4 protein-coding genes are annotated in these 19,661 nt (G+C 66.3%); all 4 read left to right on the forward strand.

Annotated elements, in window-relative coordinates:
• Positions 1 to 169: 169 nt before the first annotated feature.
• On the forward strand, positions 170 to 8,410 hold the full coding sequence (locus ACF08N_RS07365; protein ID WP_392323910.1) for a DNRLRE domain-containing protein: 8,241 nt from the start codon (positions 170 to 172) through the stop codon (positions 8,408 to 8,410).
• A complete protein-coding gene (locus tag ACF08N_RS07370) occupies positions 8,407 to 8,913 on the forward strand; it encodes a S1 RNA-binding domain-containing protein (RefSeq protein WP_392323607.1) in 507 nt (168 codons plus the stop codon). Before ACF08N_RS07365 ends, ACF08N_RS07370 begins: the two co-directional genes overlap by 4 nt.
• A gap of 615 nt (positions 8,914 to 9,528) precedes the next feature.
• Complete coding sequence (locus ACF08N_RS07375; RefSeq protein WP_392323608.1) at positions 9,529 to 18,627, forward strand: DNRLRE domain-containing protein; 9,099 nt, start codon at positions 9,529 to 9,531, stop codon at positions 18,625 to 18,627.
• Between the two features lies 1 nt (position 18,628).
• Positions 18,629 to 19,495: a hypothetical protein gene (locus ACF08N_RS07380; RefSeq protein ID WP_392323609.1), complete on the forward strand. Its 867-nt coding sequence runs from the start codon at positions 18,629 to 18,631 to the stop codon at positions 19,493 to 19,495.
• Positions 19,496 to 19,661: the final 166 nt, after the last annotated feature.

Here is a 19,661-nt window from a genome sequence, read left to right on the forward strand (position 1 = left end):
CTCGCGCGCAGAAGAGCGGCACTGTTCAGGCGCGTCGGAATTCCCCGGCGGGCTTATTCGGCGTGCCGTTTTTCGGCTGCGGAGGATTTCCGCAGGGCGGAAGCGGCCCGCCGTACGGAAAGGTATCGAGGTGAAAATCCCCTACGGGAGATATATCTCCTGTTTGGTGGTGTCGGCGGTGGCGGGAACGCTACTGCCGCAGGTCGCCTATGCGGCCCCGCCGTCCGTGCCCGAAAAGGACGACGACAAGGGCGTTGTCGACACCATAGCGGGCTGGTTCTCGGACGAGGACGAGAAGAAGGACGCGAAGCCGCCGGTGGGCGGCAAGTTGGAGATCCCCAGCCGCGAGAAGCTGCCCAAGGGCGAGAAGCTGCCACCGGCGAAGCGCGTCAAGGAGCTGGCGGAGCGGCGTACGCCGCAGGCGCGGTTCTGGCAGCTGTCGGACGGGCGGGTGGAGGCCGAGCTGTCGGCGAAGCCCGTGTCGTACCAGGCCGGAAAGTCCTGGAAGCCGATTGACACCACGGTCACCGCGACCGAGGCGAAGGGTTTCGACTTCGCGAACACGACGAACACGGGCCGCAGCTGGTTCGGTTCGGACGCGTCGGCGGGGCGGCTGCTGAAGTTCCAGGCCGGCTCCGACGGGCCGGCGGTCACCCTCGGTCTCGAGGGCGCGGCCAGGGGTGTCGAGCCGACCGCCAAGGGCGACACGGTCGTCTACAAGGATGTGGCGGCCGGCGGTGCCGACCTGGAGTACCGGGTCGGGCCCGGCCGGGTGAAGGAGAACATCGTGCTCGCCGAGGCCCCTTCGGGCCCGGTGTCGTACACCTTCACCCTCGACGCGGGCGGTCTGACGCCCAAGGCGCGCAAGGACGGCTCGATCGCGTTGTTCGGTGAGCTGCCGAACACGCCGGTCATGGTGATCCCCGCCGCGTTCATGACGGACGCGAAGAAGGACGCCGCGTCGCCGTACGGGTATGCCCACAGCACGCAGGTGCGCCAGCAGCTGATCCGTGACGGCAAGGACTGGAAGATCCGGGTCACGCCGGACGCCAAGTGGCTGGCGGCGGAGCAGCGCCAGTATCCGGTGCGGATCGACCCGACGATCACGATCACCCCGAGCGCGTCGACGTCCCAGGACACCATGGTCCTGTCCGACCAGTCCGGGGTGAACTTCAACACCAGCTGGAAGCTGTCGGCGGGTAAGACCGACACCGGTCTCTCGCGGTCGCTCATCAAGTTCCCGCTGAACGAGATTCCGACCGGTACCAAGATCGATACCGCCCGCCTGGAGATGTACTTCGACCAGGCGCACACCACCAACGGCAACGACGTCACCATCGGCGCCTACCGGGCGACCGGCGCCTGGGACGAGGCCACAGCGACCTGGTCCAACACCAGTGCGCTGGTGGGCGAGCTGTCCGGCACGACCGTCCAGCAGGACGACGGCGACGCCGGTACCGCGGCGGTCGGCGAGTGGCCGGGCGGCACCACGACCGGTGGCGCGGCGACGAACGACGACTACCGGTACAACAAGAACACCGCCACCGGTGAGACGTACACGTGGCAGCCGAAGGTCCCCGAGTCCGCGTCGTACCGGGTGGACGTGCACTACCCGGCCGCCTCGGATGCGGCGACGGTCGCCCCGTACACCGTGAACTACAACGGCGGCACGAAGAGCTACACGGTCAACCAGACCGGTACGGGCGGGGTCTGGAAGACCCTGGACGCCACGCAGTACGACTTCGCCAAGGGCAACACCGGCAAGATCGTGCTCGGCGACACCGGCAGCTCCACCACCCGTACCCTCGCCGACTCGGTCCGGCTGGTGAACCCGGCGTCGATCGTGAAGAACACCGGCGAGTACAACCAGTGGCACAAGTTCCCGGTCACCGACACGGTCCAGAAGTGGGTCTCGGGCACGGCCACCAACCACGGTTTCGTGCTCAAGGCGACCGACGAGTCGTCGACCGCTCTGACCGGCGGCCCTCGCTACGAGGCCGGTGACGGCGACTACGGCGGCGAGACCTCGTCGATTCCGCGCCTGACGGTCACCTACGGGAACGTGGGCACGGCGCTCAACTCGCCGACCGTCGTGCACTCGACGGGCCCGGAGCTGTCCTGGCCGAAGTACACCAACACCACGGGCGACACCGGCCTGGACATCGTGGAGTACCAGCTGCACCGCTCCACACAGCAGGTGTTCACGCCGTCCGCGGCGACGCTGATCGCGCCGATCGACAAGGCCGCCACCACCCACACGGACACGACCGCGGTGCCGACCCCGGACTCCAGCTCTTCGGAGATCGGGAAGTCGTACTTCTACCAGATCGCGGTCAAGACGGCGGGCGGGCAGCTGCTCGGTTCGCCGACGCGTGTGGTGGGCATCCCGAAGGCCGGCCGGACGATGAAGATCATCCAGGGCAGTCAGGGCGGCGTCACCGACACCACGCTCTCCTCCGCCCAGCCGACCACCAACCAGGACGCCATCCAGTCCTGGGGCGTCGGGCAGAAGTGGCTGAGCGTCGGCAACAACTCCTCCACCTACGGCAAGACCCGTGCGGTGCTGAAGTTCCCCACCACGTCGATCCCGACCACCGCCACGGTGCTCGACAACAAGATGTACATGTGGGGTGCCGAGACCACCACGGGCAGCAGCGGTGCGATCTACGAACTCCACAGCCTGACCCGGGACTTCACCGAGACCCAGGCCACGTGGAACAACGCGAACTCCACCACCGCATGGACCACGGCGGGCGGTGACATGTCCGCCACCGTCTCCGACACCGTGGCGAACATGTCCGAGGTCGGACGCCACTGGTGGGACGCCACCAGCCTGATGCAGGGCTGGGTGAAGACGCCCACCAGCAACAAGGGCGTCGCGGTCAAGCTGAAGGACGAGTCCACCACCGGCCCGCAGGAGCGCACCCTGTTCCTGAACGCGGAGGCCGCGGACCCCCAGCTGCGCCCGTACATGCAGGTCATCTACGTCGACTCCACGACGGAGGACACGTACTACGCGCCCACGACCCCGTCCCGGATGACGCCGAACACCACGTACACGGTGGAGTTCACGGTCACCAACACCACGTCCTCGGCGTGGGCCGCGGGTGAGCGGGAGCTGTCCTACACCTGGAAGCTGCCCGACGGTACGGACGTGACGACCGGCGGCAACCAGCTGGAGACGGCGATCCCGGCGCTGCTGCCGGGCAAGTCGGCCACGATCCAGGCCAAGGTCGCCACCCCGATCAACTCGGACTCCGGCAACAAGCGCAACGAGTACGTGCTCGGCTGGGACGTCCGCAAGATCTCCGACGGCAGCTGGCTGTCCGCCGGCACCGGCGCCATCCCGCCGCTGAAGCAGAACGTCGCGGTCGAAGACCCGACATCGAACCAGCTCGGCATGGAGAAGTTCTACTCCTACACGGGGAAGAACACCGGCGCCGGCTCCACGGTCATGAACAACCTGGCCTCCGGCAACAGCGTCTGGCAGTACAACGCGTTCACCAACCCGGGACGCGGCCTGAGCACGTTCGCCCGGTTCGCCTACAACTCGCAGGACACCTCGGACACCGTCGCCGGTCACGGCTGGTCGATGCAGGCGTCCGGGCCGATCCGGCTGGGCGCGCCGCTGGAGTTCCACCCCAAGCCCAGCCCGACGGAGATCCGTCTCCCGGACGGCGACGGCACCACGCACGTCTTCCGCTGGGACGCGACCAACAGCGTGTGGAAGGCTCCTGCGGGCGTCCACTACAAGGTCACGATGAAGTCGGGCCTGGACTGCAAGCCGACCAAGGACCCGGTCCCCGACGCCTGGACACTCACCCGCCCCGACGGCACCCGCTTCCTCTTCGGCTGCGACGGCTACATGACGTCCACGGTCGACAAGAACGGCAACACGCAGACGTTCACCTACGAGGAGCGCAAGTCCAACAACAAGCCGACCAAGTTCCTCAAGTACATCACCGACCCGGCCGGCCGTCAGACGCTCACCCTCGACTACTACAAGAAGGGTGACGCGAGCTACGAGTACATCGACGCCACGGGCGCGAAGGTCACCGGCTCGAACCTGACCAACTCCAAGATCTACGACCACGTGAAGTCCATGACGGACATCTCCGGCCGCAAGATCACCTTCTACTACACCGACAAGGGCCTGCTCGGTCAGTTCACCGACGGTGCCGGTTCGTCCCAGGCGAAGGACTTCAAGTTCACCTACGACGCCACGCAGGGGAACAAGAACGTCAAGCTGGTCAAGGCCACCGACCCGCGCGGCAACGCGACAGGCATGGCGTACTACGCCCCGCAGACGGGCGACGACCCGAAGTACCACTGGTGGACCAAGACGATCACCGACCGTCTGAACCACAACACCGGCTTCACGTACAAGGTGAACGCGGCGAACCCGAAGTTCACCGACGCCAAGGTCACCGACGCCGAGTCGCGCGCCACGGACTACGTGCTGGACGACTTCGGCCGGCAGGTGCAGATCACCAACGCCAAGTCGGAGATCTCCAAGCTCAACTGGGACGCCGACAACAACGTCACCTACCTGGAGGAGCCGAACGGCGCCAAGACCGCATACTGCTACGACCCCAAGACCGGCTATCCGCTGCGCGAGTGGGACGCCGAGACGACCAAGTCCTGGGCGTCCGAGCAGCTGCTGGCCACGTACTTCTGCGACCCGGCCAACGACGCCAGTTTGCCTGGTTCCACGAAGTACACGTACCAGACCCGCGTCGACGGCTTCTCCGCCGACCTGTTCACCAAGACCTCGCCCGAGGGCCGCAAGTGGCAGTTCGGCTACGACACCTTCGGCAACCTGATCTCGGTCACGGACCCCAAGGGCGTCGCCACCACGACGGCGGGTGACTACACCGCCACGTACGCCTATGACGCCTACGGCCAGCCGACCAAGGACACCGACGCCAACGGCAACGAGACGCTCAGCTCCGGCTTCGACCCCAACGGGTATCCGAAGACGATCACCGACGCCGAGGGCAACGTCACCGAGTACGTCTACGACGAGCGCGGTCAGGTCACCCAGGTCGACCAGGTACTCACGTCCGAGAGCCGGAAGCTCACCACCACGCAGACGTACGACGTCTTCGGCCGTCCGCTGGTGAGGAAGACGCCCAAGGACCAGAAGGCCGGCGTCTTCATCACCACCCCGACTCCGGAATACGACGCGAACGACAACGTCACCAAGGCGACCTCGCCGGCGGGCGCAGTCTCCCAGGCGGTGTACGACGCGGCGGACCAGGTCACCCAGGCGACCGACCCGGACAACAACAACACCGGGCGCAGGACGGCCTACACGTACGACAAGGTCGGCAACCTCAGGACCACGACCGAGCCCAAGGGCGTGGCCACCACGGCGGACCTCACGGACTACGTCACCACCAACAACTACGACGCCGTCTACCAGCTCACCAGTGTCGTCAACGCCAAGGGCGACAAGGTCTCGTACGAGTACGACAACGTCGGCAACGTGGTCACGGTCATCGACCCCAAGAAGAACGCCACAACCGACGCCACCGACTACACCACCAAGACGGCCTACGACCTCAACCACCGTGTGACCCGCGTCACCGACGCGGCCGGCAAGTACACCACCCGCACCTACGACAAGGACTCCCTGGTCAAGGAGGTGACCGACAGGGAGCGCAACAAGAGCGAGATGATCTACGACGAGCGGGGCAAGGCCGTCGAGAAGCGGGTGCCGTACGAGGGCACCACAGTCCGCACCACCAGGACCGAGTACGACGAGGTCGGCAACGTCGTCAAGGTGATCACCCCGCGCGGCGTGAACACGGCGGGGACAGCAGACGACTTCGTCCACCGCACCGAATTCGACAAGCTCAACCGGCCGGTGAAGCAGTTCCAGCCGTACGACCCGGCCGACAGCCGCCACAACGACCCGAACGTCTACACGCAGACGGTGTACGACGAGATCGGGCGGGTGAAGAAGGTCTCCGCGCCGCCGTCCGACAGCGAGACGGTGCGCAACGACACCGAGTACTCCTACTTCGACAACGGGCAGGTCCGTGTCTCGACCGACCCGTGGGACATCCGCACGGCGTACGAGTACGACGACGACGGCCGCCAGACGAAGCGCACGCTGACGTCCGCGGGCGGGACCGCCACCCGGGTTCAGAACACCGCCTACTGGCCGGACGGGTCGCTGAAGACCCGCACCGACGCGCCATCGGCAGGAGCCGAGCGCAAGTCCTTCGCGTACGCCTACGACGCCAACGGCAACACGACGTCGATCGACGACACCTCCTCCGGGGCCAGGGTCGACGCGTACACGATGGTCTACACCGGACAGAACCAGGTCCAGAAGGTCACCGAGGCGCTCACGGGACAGGAGAAGAAGGCCACCTCCTACACGTACGACGTCAGCGGCCTGGTCGAGACCGTGACCCACAACGACCAGTTCTCGCGGTACGTGTACGACCTGCGGGACCTGGTCAAGACGGTGAAGGTCGGCTCGTCCGCCGCGGACACCAGCCCGCACGTGACGGACTACACCTACACCGACCGCGGTCAGGCGCTGAAGGAGACCAAGGCCAACGGCAACACGGTCGACTACACGTACTACCTCAACGGAGCTGAGAAGTCCCAGACCGAGAAGAAGGCGAACGGCACCCTCGTCTCCTCGCACACCTACGCCTACGACGCCAACGGCAACCGGGCGCAGGACGTCGCGAAGAAGATGAACGCCGACAACCGCACGGCGTACCTCGAGTCCACCACCAACTACACCTACGATCCGGCCGACAGGATCCGGGAGGCCACCAAGACCGGTAACGGCGCCGGTACGGAGACCTATGTCCACGACAACAACGCCAATGTGATCCGCTCGACCGTCAAGGGCGTCGAGACGGTCTACACATACGACAGGAACCGGCTGACCCGCGCCACGACGGGCGGTGTCGCGGCGGACTACCACTACGACGCCTTCGGTCGGCTCGACACCGTCACCTCTGTCGGCAAGACGGTCGAGGACAACGACTACGACGGCTTCGACCACGTGGTCAAGCACACCAAGCTGCAGGGCGACGGCACGTCGAAGACCACCACATACGCCTTCGACCCGCTGGACCGCACGTCCACCAAGACGGCGGACGGCAAGACCACCGAGTACAACTACCTCGGCACGAGCAGTGAGGTGCTGAGCGAGGCCGTGGCCGGTGCGGTCACCAAGTCCTACCAGTACTCACCGTGGGGCGAGCGGCTGTCGCAGCTGAAGCACAACAGCGACAACACCGAGGAGCTGGGTGTCTACGGCTACAACGGCCACGCCGACACCGAGACCCTCACCGACGCCGGCGGTGACACCAAGGCGACCTACGGCTACACGGTCTACGGCTCGGACGACAAGTCCGAGTTCACCGGCATCGACAAGCCCGACACCGCCCAGCCCGACAAGGAGGCGTACAACCCCTACCGCTTCAACTCGAAGCGCTGGGACGCCGCGACCGGCACGTACGACATGGGCTTCCGCGACTACAGCCCGGGGCTGAACCGCTTCACGACCCGGGATATGTACAACGGGGCCCTGGACGACATGCGGCTCGGTTCCGATCCCTTCACCGGGAACCGGTACGCCTTCGGCGGCGGCAATCCGGTCAGCAACGTCGAGCTCGACGGGCACTGCTTCGGGATCGACTGGTGCGAGGACGCCGCGGACGCCGTCTCGGACACCGCCAGCGGTATCTACATGGGCACCGGGGAAGTGTTCTACGGCCTCGTCGGCAACGTCCCGCACGCGGCGGAGCTGGGCGGCTGGCTCGTCGACGGCGACTGCTGGAACGGCGGGGCCGGCGCTCCCGGCTGCGACTACGGCACGCAGTACGACAACTGGGTGGCGAGCCACGGGTACAACACCGACAAGTGGACCTACACGCTCCCCAGCATGCTCGCCGACGTGGTGACCCGGAAGCCGAGCCCGTCCAAGCCGGGTCCGGGCTCGATGCCCATGAAGAAGAAGCCGGCGCCGACGCCGCAGCCCGCGCCCGAGAAGCCCAAGCGGCAGAAGGCCGAGGGCGAGGGCCCGTCGCTGTTCCGGGCGCCGCACGCAGGGCAGAAGGACGCGACCGAGAACGGCCTCGTCTCCTCGGCCCACGGCCAGCACGGCCGGCACGAGGGAACGGCCTATGTGGGCGGCAGCCGAGGAGTGGCCGAACAGTATGCTGGTCAGCCCGGCTACGAGAACGGTTACTGGGAATACGTGATGAAGCCGGAGTTCGAGGCGGAGTTCCCGCCCGAGCAGTACCGGCAGCGGCACGAGAATTCCCGAGGAGCCGTGGAATACGAATGGGTAATACCCCAGAAGGACATTCCCCGGTTCAACTCGATGATCGAGAATTCCTACTGGACGTCGTATGAGAAGGGATTCTCCGGATGACAGCAGAAGGCGGGCAGCAGAGCGGGCTCAGCGCTCTCACACCGGGAACGGTCCTGCGAGGCGTGGTGGAATCCGTCTTTCCCACCGGCGCGATGATCGACCTCGGTGGCGTTCACGGGCTGCTGAGCACGGCGAACATGTCGTGGCGGCCGTTCTCGAGCAGCGACGAGATCGTCCGGGTCGGACAGGAACTGACGGTGATGGTCCTCGGCGTCGGCGAGCTGTCCGGCGATGTGACGCTGTCGCTGAAGGACCTGCAGGACGATCCGCTGCGGGCCTATGCCAGGGACTCCCTCATGGAGCCTGTCGTGGGGAACGTGGTCAAGCTCGGGGACCTGGGCGCTTTCGTCCGGGTCCGCGAGGACTTCGACGGACTGCTTCCGGAGTCCGAGTTCGGCGATGTGCGGCCGGAGGTGGGCGACGAGGTGACGGTCGCCGCCGTGGAGGTCAATGTCCACACTCGCCGCGTGTTGTTCGTCAGGGCGGAATCGCTGAAGGAGTGATCTCCCTGGCTTGATCCCAGCGGCGGCCCGCGCTCCGGAACCGGAGCGCGGGCCGTTCATCGCTTTTCTCGGCCTCGCCGCCGCCCTGACCCGTGGATGCTGATCCTGCCGTCACCCTCCGGGGCGTCCTCGTAGTAGGCGAAGCCAGGGCCCGTGGCAGTGATACCCGCCGAGCCCAGGCACCGGAACAGCTCGTGGTACAACCCATGGCCAACTCGAGGTCCGCTGAAGCGAATCGGGCGTGTGCGGGCGCGGGGCGCGTGGAGTCGGGTCGCGGCTATACACCACCGGGGAACGTGCGCGCGAGCGACCGGAAGAAAGGGACGAAGTGACGACAGATCAGCGATCCCTTGCCCCCTTATGTCCGCCTGGTTGACGAAGCATCAGGCACCTGATCCATAATCCGCGGGCTGCGCCCGTGGGCCGGCACTCCGTATGTGCGGTGGACGGAAGCGGCGTTGTAGCAGGCCGAACGGAGACCTCCGTCCGGCTCATTCGGCGTGCCGTTTTCGTCTGCGGAGGATTTCCGCACGGTGGAAGCGGCCCGCCGTACGGAAAGGTATCGAGGTGAAAATCCCCTACGGGAGATATATCTCCTGTTTGGTGGTGTCGGCGGTGGCGGGAACGCTACTGCCGCAGGTCGCCTATGCGGCGCCACCGTCCGTGCCCGAAAAGGACGACGACAAGGGCGTTGTCGACACCATAGCGGGCTGGTTCTCGGACGAGGACGAGAAGAAGGACGCGAAGCCGCCTGTGGGCGGCAAGTTGGAGATCCCCAGCCGCGAGAAGCTGCCCAGGGGCGAGAAGCTGCCTCCGGCGAAGCGGGTCAAGGAGCTGGCGGAGCGGCGTACGCCGCAGGCGCGGTTCTGGCAGCTGTCGGACGGGCGGGTGGAGGCCGAGCTGTCGGCGAAGCCCGTGTCGTACCGGTCGGGTGCCTCCTGGAAGCCGATCGACACGACGGTGCGCGCGTCGGACGCGAAGGGCTTCGACTTCGCGAACACGACGAACACGGGCCGCAGCTGGTTCGGTTCGGACGCCTCGAAGCTGGTGCGGTTCGAGACGGCCGCGGGGCAGGCGGTCACGCTGGGCCTGGAGGGTGCGGCCAAGGGCGTCTCGCCGTCCGCGAAGGGTGACACGGTCACCTACAAGGGCCTGGCATCGGGTGCGGACGTGTCGTACCAGGTGGGCGCGGGCCGGGTGAAGGAGAACATCACCCTGGCCGAGAAGCCCGCCGGGCCGGTCAAGTTCGTGTTCACGCTGGACGCGGGCGCGCTGGAGCCGAAGGAGCGGGGCGACGGTTCGATCGCCCTGTTCGGCGAGGACCCGGCGAACCCGGTGCTGGTGATTCCGCCGGCGTTCATGACGGACGCGAAGAAGGACAAGGCGTCCCCGTACGGCACGTCCTACAGCCCGAAGGTGTCGCAGGAGCTGACCCGTCAGGGCAAGCAGTGGCGGCTGACGGTGACGCCGGACGCGAAGTGGCTGGCCGCTCCCGAGCGGGCGTACCCGGTGGTGATCGACCCGACGATCACGATCGCGCCGTCGCCGACGGAGTCGCAGGACGTCATGGTGCGCTCGGACGCGCCGACGACGAACTTCAACAGCACGTGGGACATGTCGGCGGGCAAGACCAGCAGTTCGGGCATCGCCCGTTCGCTGATCAGGTTCCCGCTGGACGAGATCCCGACCGGCTCGAAGATCGACACGGCGCAGCTGTCGATGTACTTCGACCAGGTCCACACCTCCGGTTCGACGAACGTCGACGTGGAGGTCCGCCGGGCGACCGGCGCCTGGGACGAGGCCACGGCGACGTGGGAGAAGACCAGCACGTTCGTGGGCGAGCAGTCCGCGACGAGCGTCGTGATGGACGACGGTGACACGGGCACGGCCGCGGTCGGCGAGTGGCCGCGGGTGACCGGCACCGGTTACGGCAGCGACTACGCGTACAACAAGAACACCGCGACCGGCGATTCGTACACGTGGCAGCCGATGGTCCCGGAGGCGGCTGACTACCGCGTCGAGGTCCACACCCCGGTGCAGGCGGACGGTGCGACGGCCGCCCCGTACACGGTGACCTCGGCCGAGCCGACCGCGAACTTCACGGTGAACCAGGCCACGGGCACGACCGGCTGGCGCCAGCTCGGCACCACGCAGATCGACTTCGCCAAGGGCAACACCGGCAAGATCGTCCTCGGTGACACCGGTGACTCGACCAAGCGGACGATCGCCGACGGCCTCCGGCTGGTCAACCCGGCGCAGATCCGCAAGGATGTCGGCGAGTACAACGAGTGGCACAACTTCCGGGTCGGCGACACAGTCCAGAAGTGGGTCTCGGGCACCTCGCCGAACTACGGCTTCGTCATCAAGGCCGTCGACGAGTCCTCCACCGCGCCGCTCGGCGGTCCGCAGTACGAGGCAGGGGACTACGACTACGGCGGCGAGACGTCCACGATCCCGCGCCTGACGGTCACCTTCGGCAAGGTCGGCACCTCGCTGAACTCGCCGACCGTGGTGCACGGCACCGGCCCGGAGCTGTCCTGGGCGCCGTACAAGAACACCACCGGTGACGCTGATCTGGACATCGTCGAGTACCAGCTGCACCGCTCCACGCAGCAGGTGTTCACGCCCTCGGCCGCGACGCTGATCGCGCCGATCGCCGAGACGGCGACCACCTACACCGACACCACCGCGGTGCCGACCCCGGACTCCAGCAGCGCGGAGATCGGCAAGTCGTACTACTACCAGATCGCGGTCAAGACGGCCGACGGCCAGGTGCTGGGCTCCCCGACCCGCGTGGTGGGCATCCCCAAGGCCGGTCGCACCATGCGGCTCATCCAGGCCGGCGCCGGTGTCACCGACACGACGCTGTCCTCGCTGAAGCCGACGACCAACCTGAACACCATCGAGCAGGGCACGGTCGGCCAGGACTGGCTGACGGTGGGCAACAACTCCGCCACCTACGACCGGACCCGCGCGATCATCAAGTGGCCCACCACCACCATCCCGAGCACCGCCACGGTGCTCGAGAGCCGGGTCTTCCTGTGGTCCACGCTCACCTCGCGCGACACCACGACCAAGGCCCAGTACAACCTGCACGGACTGACCCGGGACTTCAACGAGACCCAGGCCACCTGGAACAACGCGACCTCCACCACCGCGTGGACCGCGCCCGGCGGTGACCACTCCTCGGTCGTCTCCGACTACGTGCCCGCCTTCAACACGGACCTGGGCCGCCACTGGTGGGACGCCACCAGCCTCACCCAGGGCTGGGTCAAGACGCCCACCAGCAACAAGGGCACCCTGATCAAGCTGAAGGACGAGTCCACGGCCGGCCCGCAGGAACGCTCCATCTTCCTGTCGTCCGCCGCCCCGGACCCGCAGCTGCGCCCGCTGCTGCGCGTGATCTACGTCGACTCCACGACGGAGGACACGTACTACGCGCCGACCACCCCGTCCCGGATGACCCCGAACACCACCTACACGGTGGAGTTCACGGTCACCAACACCACCTCCACGGCGTGGGCCGCGGGTGAGCGGGAGCTGTCCTACACCTGGAAGCTGCCCGACGGCACGGACGTGACGACCGGCGGCAACCAGCTCAAGACGGCGATCCCGGCGCTGCTGCCGGGCAAGTCGGCCACGATCCAGGCCAAGGTCGCCACCCCGATCAACTCGGACTCGGGCAACAAGCGCAACGAGTACGTGCTCGGCTGGGACATCCGCAAGATCTCCGACGGCACCTGGCTGTCCGCCGGAACGGGCGGAATCCCGCCGCTGAAGCAGAACGTGGCGGTGGAGGACCCGACCTCCAACATGCTGGGCCTGGAGAAGTTCTACTCGTACGCCGGCAAGAACACCGGCGCCGGGTCGACCTTCATGAACAACCTGGCGTCCGGCAACGGTGTGTGGCAGTACAACGCCATCAACAACCCGGGCCGCGGCCTCAACACCTTCGCGCGCCTGGCCTACAACACCCTGGACACCTCGGACACCGTCCTCGGACACGGCTGGTCGGCTCAGGTCTCCGGTCCGACGCGTCTCGGCGCGCCGCTGGACTTCCACCCGAACCCGAACCCGACCGAGGTCCGTCTCCCGGACGGCGACGGCACCACGCACGTCTTCCGCTGGGACGCGACGAACAGCGTGTGGAAGGCGCCCGCGGGCGTCCACTTCAAGCTGGCCGCCAAGGCGGGACTGGACTGCAAGCCGACCAAGGACCCGGTCCCCGACGCCTGGACGCTCACGCGCCCTGATGGCACCCGGTTCCTCTTCGGCTGCGACGGCTACATGACGTCGGTCGTCGACAACGACGGCAACACGCAAACCTTCACGTACGAGGAGCGCAAGTCCAACAACAAGCCGACCAAGTTCCTGACCTACATCACGGACCCGGCCGGCCGTAAGTCGCTCACCCTCGAGTACTACAAGAAGGGTGACGCGTCCTACCACTACATCGACGACACGGGCGCGAAGGTCAGCGGCACCAACCTGACCAACTCGAAGATCTACGACCACGTGAAGTCCATGACGGACATCTCGGGCCGCAAGATCACGTTCTACTACACCACCAAGGGTCTGCTCGGCCAGATCATCGACGGTGAGGCCTGGACGCAGCCGAAGGTCTTCAAGTTCACCTACGACGCGACACAGGGCAACAAGAACGTCAAGCTGGTCAAGGCGACCGACCCGCGGGGCAACGCCACCGACCTGGCGTACTACTACCCCAAGGAGGGCGACGACCCGAAGTACCACTGGTGGACCCAGACGATCACCGACCGTCGCCGGTTCGCCACGAACTTCGCGTACAAGCCCAATGTCCTGAACACCAAGTTCACCGACACCAAGGTCACCGACGCCGAGCTGCGTGCGACGGACCACGTCCTGGACGACTTCGGCCGTCCGGTGCAGATGACGAACGCCAAGTCCCAGACGACCAAGCTGAGCTGGGACGCGGACAACAACGTCGTCTACACGGAGGAGGCCAACGGCGCCAAGACCGCCTCCTGCTACGACCCGAAGACGGGCTACCCGCTGCGGATGTGGGACGCGGAGGCCACCAAGTCCTGGGCGCAGTTCAACCCGACGGACTACTGCAACCCGGCCTCCTACCCCGCCAATGCGACGAAGTTCGAGTACACGACACGGATCGACGGCTACTCCGCCGACCTGTGGCGCAAGACCTCGCCGCTCGGCAACATCTGGGAGTTCGGCTACGACCAGTTCGGCAACCAGACGTCGGTGACGGACCCGGAGGGCGTCGCCTCGGCGACGGCCGGTGACTACACCGCCACCACCGAGTACGACGCGTACGGCCAGCCCACCAAGCAGACCGACGCGAACGGCCACGCCACCACGTACTTCGGCTTCGGCCCGCACGGCTACCCGACGAAGATCACGGACGCGCTGAACAACTCCACGAACTTCGTCTACGACGAGCGCGGCAACACCAAGGAGGTCATCAACGCCAAGGGCGCCAAGGTCACCCAGTCCTACGACTACTTCGGCCGCCCGCTGGAGCAGAAGCAGCCGAAGGACCAGGCGGCAGGGGTCTACATCACCACCCCGGCACCCGAGTACGACGCCAACAACAACCTGGTGAAGGTCTTCACGCCGAGCGACGCCGAGTCCTCCTCGGTGTACGACGAGGCCGACCAGGTCACCGCCTCGCTCGCGCCGAAGGACCTCACGACGGACCCCGAGCGGCGCACGACCACGACGTACGACAAGGTCGGCAACGTCAAGACCGTCACCGAGCCCAAGGGCAACCTGACGGCCACGGTCGGCGACTACACCACGACCTACACCTACGACGAGATCTACCAGCCGGTCTCGGTGGTCAACGCCAAGGGCGACAAGGTCTCCAGCACGTACGACAGCGTCGGCAACGTCGTCACTGTCGTCGACCCGAAGAAGAACGCCACGGCGGACACCGCCGACTTCACCACGAAGTACACCTACGACCTGAACCACCGGGTCACGAAGACGACGGACGCGGCCGGCAAGTTCACCACGGTCGAGTACGACCTCGACGGCCGCTCGCCCAAGGCGACGGACGCGGAGGGCAACACCACCGAGACGGTCTTCGACCGGCGTGGCCTGGTCAAGGAGGTCAAGGTCCCTTACTCGAAGGACGGCGCCGGTGTCATCACCTACCGGACGACCCGCTTCGAGTACGACGAGGTCGGCAACCAGACGAAGGAGATCAGCCCGCGCGGCGTCCAGACCACGGACGACGCGACCGACTTCACCTCCGAGACGGTCTACGACGAGCTGAACCGCGTCAAGGAGCGGCTCAGCCCGTTCGATGCCGGTGACGCCAACTACGGCACCCCGGACAAGACCTTCTACTTCTACGACTCGGTCGGCCAGCTGGAGCGTGTCTCGGCCCCACCGTCGCAGGGGCAGACGGTCCGCAACGACACCGCGTACACCTACTACGACAACGGGTGGACGAAGTCCGCGAAGGACCCGTTCGAGATCACCACGGCGTACGACTACAACGCGCTCGGCCAGCAGACGAAGAACACGCTGACCTCGGCCGGCGGCTCGTCGCAGCGCACCATGACGTGGGACTTCTACCTGTCGGGCAACCAGAAGGCGCGCTCCGACGACGGTATCCCGGTCGGCAGTCAGGTCGTGGTCGTCGACTCCACCGACGTCAACAACACGGCGACGCAAGGCAGCTGGGACGCTTCGCAGGCCATGGGCCAGTGGGGCTACGACGTCCGTACGAACCCGAAGGGACTCGGCCTCGATTCCTTCACCTGGCAGCTGAACATCCCGCAGGACGGTACGTACGAGGTCTTCGTCCGGCACGGTGACGTGACCGGCGCGGCGACCAACGCACCGTTCAAGATCACCCACGCGGGCGGTGAGGTCACCAAGCCGGTGAACCAGACCACCCGGTCCGGTGAGTGGGTCTCGCTGGGCTCCTACTCCTTCACGGAGTCCGGCACCCAGAAGGTCACGCTGTCCGACCTGGCCGACGGCACGGTCGTCGCCGACGGTCTCAAGCTGGTCCGCTCGAACACGGGCGAGACCGACAACGAGAAGAAGGACTTCACCTACCGGTACGACGTCAATGGTCTGCTGTCCGAGGTCAAGGACCTCTCGCCGGGCGCCAAGGCCGACGCGTACACGATGACCTACGACGAGCTCAACCAGCTCTCGAAGGTCGAGGAGAAGCTGGGCAGCACGGTCAAGAACACGACCTCGCTGGCCTACGACGTCAACGGCAACCCGGTCGAGACCACGCACGACGTGACGTGGTCGAAGGCCGAGTACGACGTCCGCGACATGATCAACAAGATCACGAACGCGGACACGCCGACGGCGGGCAACCAGCAGATCACCACGTTCACCTACACCGACCGTGGTCAGCCGCTGAAGCAGACGAAGCCGAACGGGAACACCGTCGACTACGCGTACTGGCTGAACGGCGCGGTCAAATCGCAGGTGGAGAAGAAGAGCGGCGGCACGCTCGTCGCCTCGCACGACCTGGAGTACGACCCGAACGGGAACCGCTCCAAGGACACGTCCCAGGTCATGAACGCCGACAACGCGGCGGACTACCTGGACACCGTCTCGACGTTCGACTACGACCCGCAGGACCGCATCTCCAAGGTCACCAAGACCGGCGACGCGGCGGGCACGGAGACGTACAAGTACGACGGCAACTCCAACATCGTCGAGCAGACGGTGGGCGGGGTGACGTCGACGTCGACGTACGACCGCAACCGTCTGCTGAAGACGGCGGCGGGGGGTGTCGCCGCCACGTACAACTACGACCCGCTCGGCCGCCTGGACACGGTGTCCTCCAACGGGACGGTGCAGGAGAAGTACAGCTACGACGGCTTCGACCGCGTCGCCAAGGCGACGGCGGGCACGGGGACGTCGGCGAAGACGACGTCGTACGTCTACGACGCGTTCGACCGCACGGCCTCGCAGACGACGACTGGCACCGGTGGGAAGACCACGCTCTTCACCTACCTGGGCATGGAGTCGAAGGTGCTGCGGGAGGAGGTCGCCGGCAAGGCGACCAAGTCCTACCAGTACAGCCCGTGGGGCCAGAAGCTGACTCAGATCAAGCACAACTCCGATTCGACGAAGGAGTACTCGCAGTTCCTCTACCACCCCAAGGGTGACGTGGAGGCGATCACGAAGGACGACGGCAACACCCGGGCGACGTACGGCTACTCGGCGTACGGCTCCGACGACGAGAAGCAGTTCACCGGCGCGGACAAGCCGGACGCTGCGAACCCGGACAAGGAGCAGTACAACGACTACCGCTACAACGCGGCACGTCACGACGACGGCTCCGGCACCTATGACATGGGCTTCCGGAACTACGACCCGGGCCTGAACCGGTTCCTGACGCGTGACATGTACGGCGGCGCCCTGGACGACATGTCCCTGGCCACGGACCCGTACACGGGCAACCGCTACGCCTTCGCCGGCGGCAACCCGATCTCCTTCGTGGAGCTCGACGGCCACCTCTTCGGCATCGACATCTCGCTCTCGGACGTGGGCCACGCGGCCCTGGACGTGGCGGGCATGGTCCCGGTGATCGGCGAGGTCGCGGACGTCGCCAACGGTGTCTGGTACGCGGCCGAGGGCAACTACGCGGACGCGGCGCTGTCGATGGCGGCGGCGATCCCGGGCATCGGCGCGGCAGCCACGGCGGCGAAGTACGCGAAGAAGGGCGCGAAGGCCGCGGACGCCGTGAAGGGCGGCAAGAAGCCCACGGCGAGTGCCCCGAAGCCCAAGGGCAAGCCGAAGGCCGAGGGAAGGAAGCCCGAGAGCAAGCCTGCGCCGAAGAAGGGGGAAGGCTGCCCGGTCAAGAAGAAGACGAACAGCTTCGTCCCCGGCACCCTTGTGGTGATGGCCGACGGGTCCACGAAGAAGATCGAGGACCTGCGGGCGGGTGAGTACGTCATGGCCTCCGACCCGGAGACCGGCAACCTGCAGACCCGCGAGATCACGGACACCCGTAACCACAGCGGTGTCAAGCACCTGATCACCCTCACCGTTGACCCCGACGGCAAGAACGGCGACGCCAAGCCCGAGACCATCACGGCCACGGACGAGCACCCGTTCTGGCTCCCGGACTTCGGCAGGTGGGCTCACGCCGAGGACCTCGAGCCGGGCATGTGGCTTCAGACCTCGGCCGGCACTTGGGTCCAGGTGACCGGAGTCGAGGAGTCGCAGCGCACGCAGCGGGTCTACAACCTGACGGTGGAAGGCGTCCACACGTACTTCGTGGAGGTCGGTGGTGCGAATGTTCTCGTCCACAACGCACCGATCACCCCGTGCATCGTGTCCGATCCCGTCAACGGCAAGTACAGGGGCGGACAGCACAAGGATCTGCGTGCCAAGGAAGGCAAGATCGAGCGTAATCACGCTCCCGCCAATCAGGCCATGCAGAATGTCTTCGGAATCTCCGAAGGTCAGGGCCTTGCTTTCCAGATGGCGAAGAAGGATCACCATGCCACGGAAAGCTGGGGCAGCAGCCACAAGGGCAAGCTGCACCGGGCGCACCAGGAATATCTGCTGCGGCAGGGCAGGCTGACCGACGCCATCCAGATGGACGTCGACAACGTCCGCAACCTGTTCGGCAACAAGTACGATGACGCGATGGATGAGATGCTGGGAAGCATGGACAAACTCCTCGTCGCGATCAATAATGCCGGCGTGTACCAGGGGACGTTGCGCTGAAATGGCCGCAGATCAGAACGACTACGAGATCGAGCCTGGCAGAGGAGTGACGGGCCTTGCCTTCGGGGAGTCCCGCCGTGCTCTGCGGCAGCGGCTCGGGAGCCCGGCGCCGTTCCGCCGGTCGGCCACATCGGCCGAGCTCGATGATCAGTACGATGAGCTGGGCCTGATCCTGAGCTTCGACGATCGGGATGTACTGGGGTCGATCGTGCTCACTGCCCCTGCTCGTGCCCGGCTCCACGGTGTCGGCCTTCTGGGAGAGCCCGTCTCCCGGGTGGTCTCCACACTGGCGAAGAACGATGTCGAGTTCGTGGCCGACGACGGGTCGTGGGAGTCCGACCTCGGCCTCGCGCTCGACTGCGGTGGGTCTACCGACCCGGATTCGCCGGTCGAGAGCGTGACCGTCCACGAATCGGCTGCGTGGAGTCCGGAGATCGAACTCTTCTTTTCCACACCCGAGCAGCAGTCTGACCGTACTTATGTGGTCACGCCCGGGGTCGGTATCCCGACCGTCCGGCTCGGGGAGTCGATGTCCGACGTACGCGCGCGAATGGGCAGTGGGGCCTCCTGGCAGCCGCCTTTCGGGCCGAGCCGGGCGGACAGCTTCTGGGAGGAAGGTGTCGAGGTCGGTTACGATGCGGACGGCGCCGTCAGCCGCATTGCGGTCGAGCGCCCTGCGCAAGTCCTCTTCGAGGGGATGGAAATAATCGGCGTCCCGGCCGGTGAAATCCATGCAAAACTGTCGGGTGCCGGAATTCCGCTGATCTCTAAGGAAGCGGAATTCGTGTGCTCCGAGTCGGGTCTCCGCCTCCTCGTGGCACGTCCCGGAGACGACAGTCTTCCCGTGTGCGGGGTGATCATCGAGTGATCCATCCGTAAGTGAACCGCGTCAGGGCCCGTCGATCCATCGGCGGGCCCTGATGTCTTCTTCGGAGCCCCAGGGCCCGCCGGTCCGCCTCGCGGGCGTAGCGATAGCGCGGCAGCGCGCGGAGGGGTAAAGGCTAAGCGGATAATTTAGGGAATGTCCCCCGTTC

The organism is Streptomyces sp. NPDC015127 (genome assembly GCF_043080095.1).
GTDB lineage: Bacteria > Actinomycetota > Actinomycetes > Streptomycetales > Streptomycetaceae > Streptomyces.

Bases quoted from the DNA above. Each gene is read 5' to 3' on its own strand.
- ACF08N_RS07370 (WP_392323607.1), top strand. From the start codon at position 8,407: ATGACAGCAGAAGGCGGGCAGCAGAGCGGGCTCAGCGCTCTCACACCG.
- ACF08N_RS07380 (WP_392323609.1), top strand. From the start codon at position 18,629: ATGGCCGCAGATCAGAACGACTACGAGATCGAGCCTGGCAGAGGAGTG.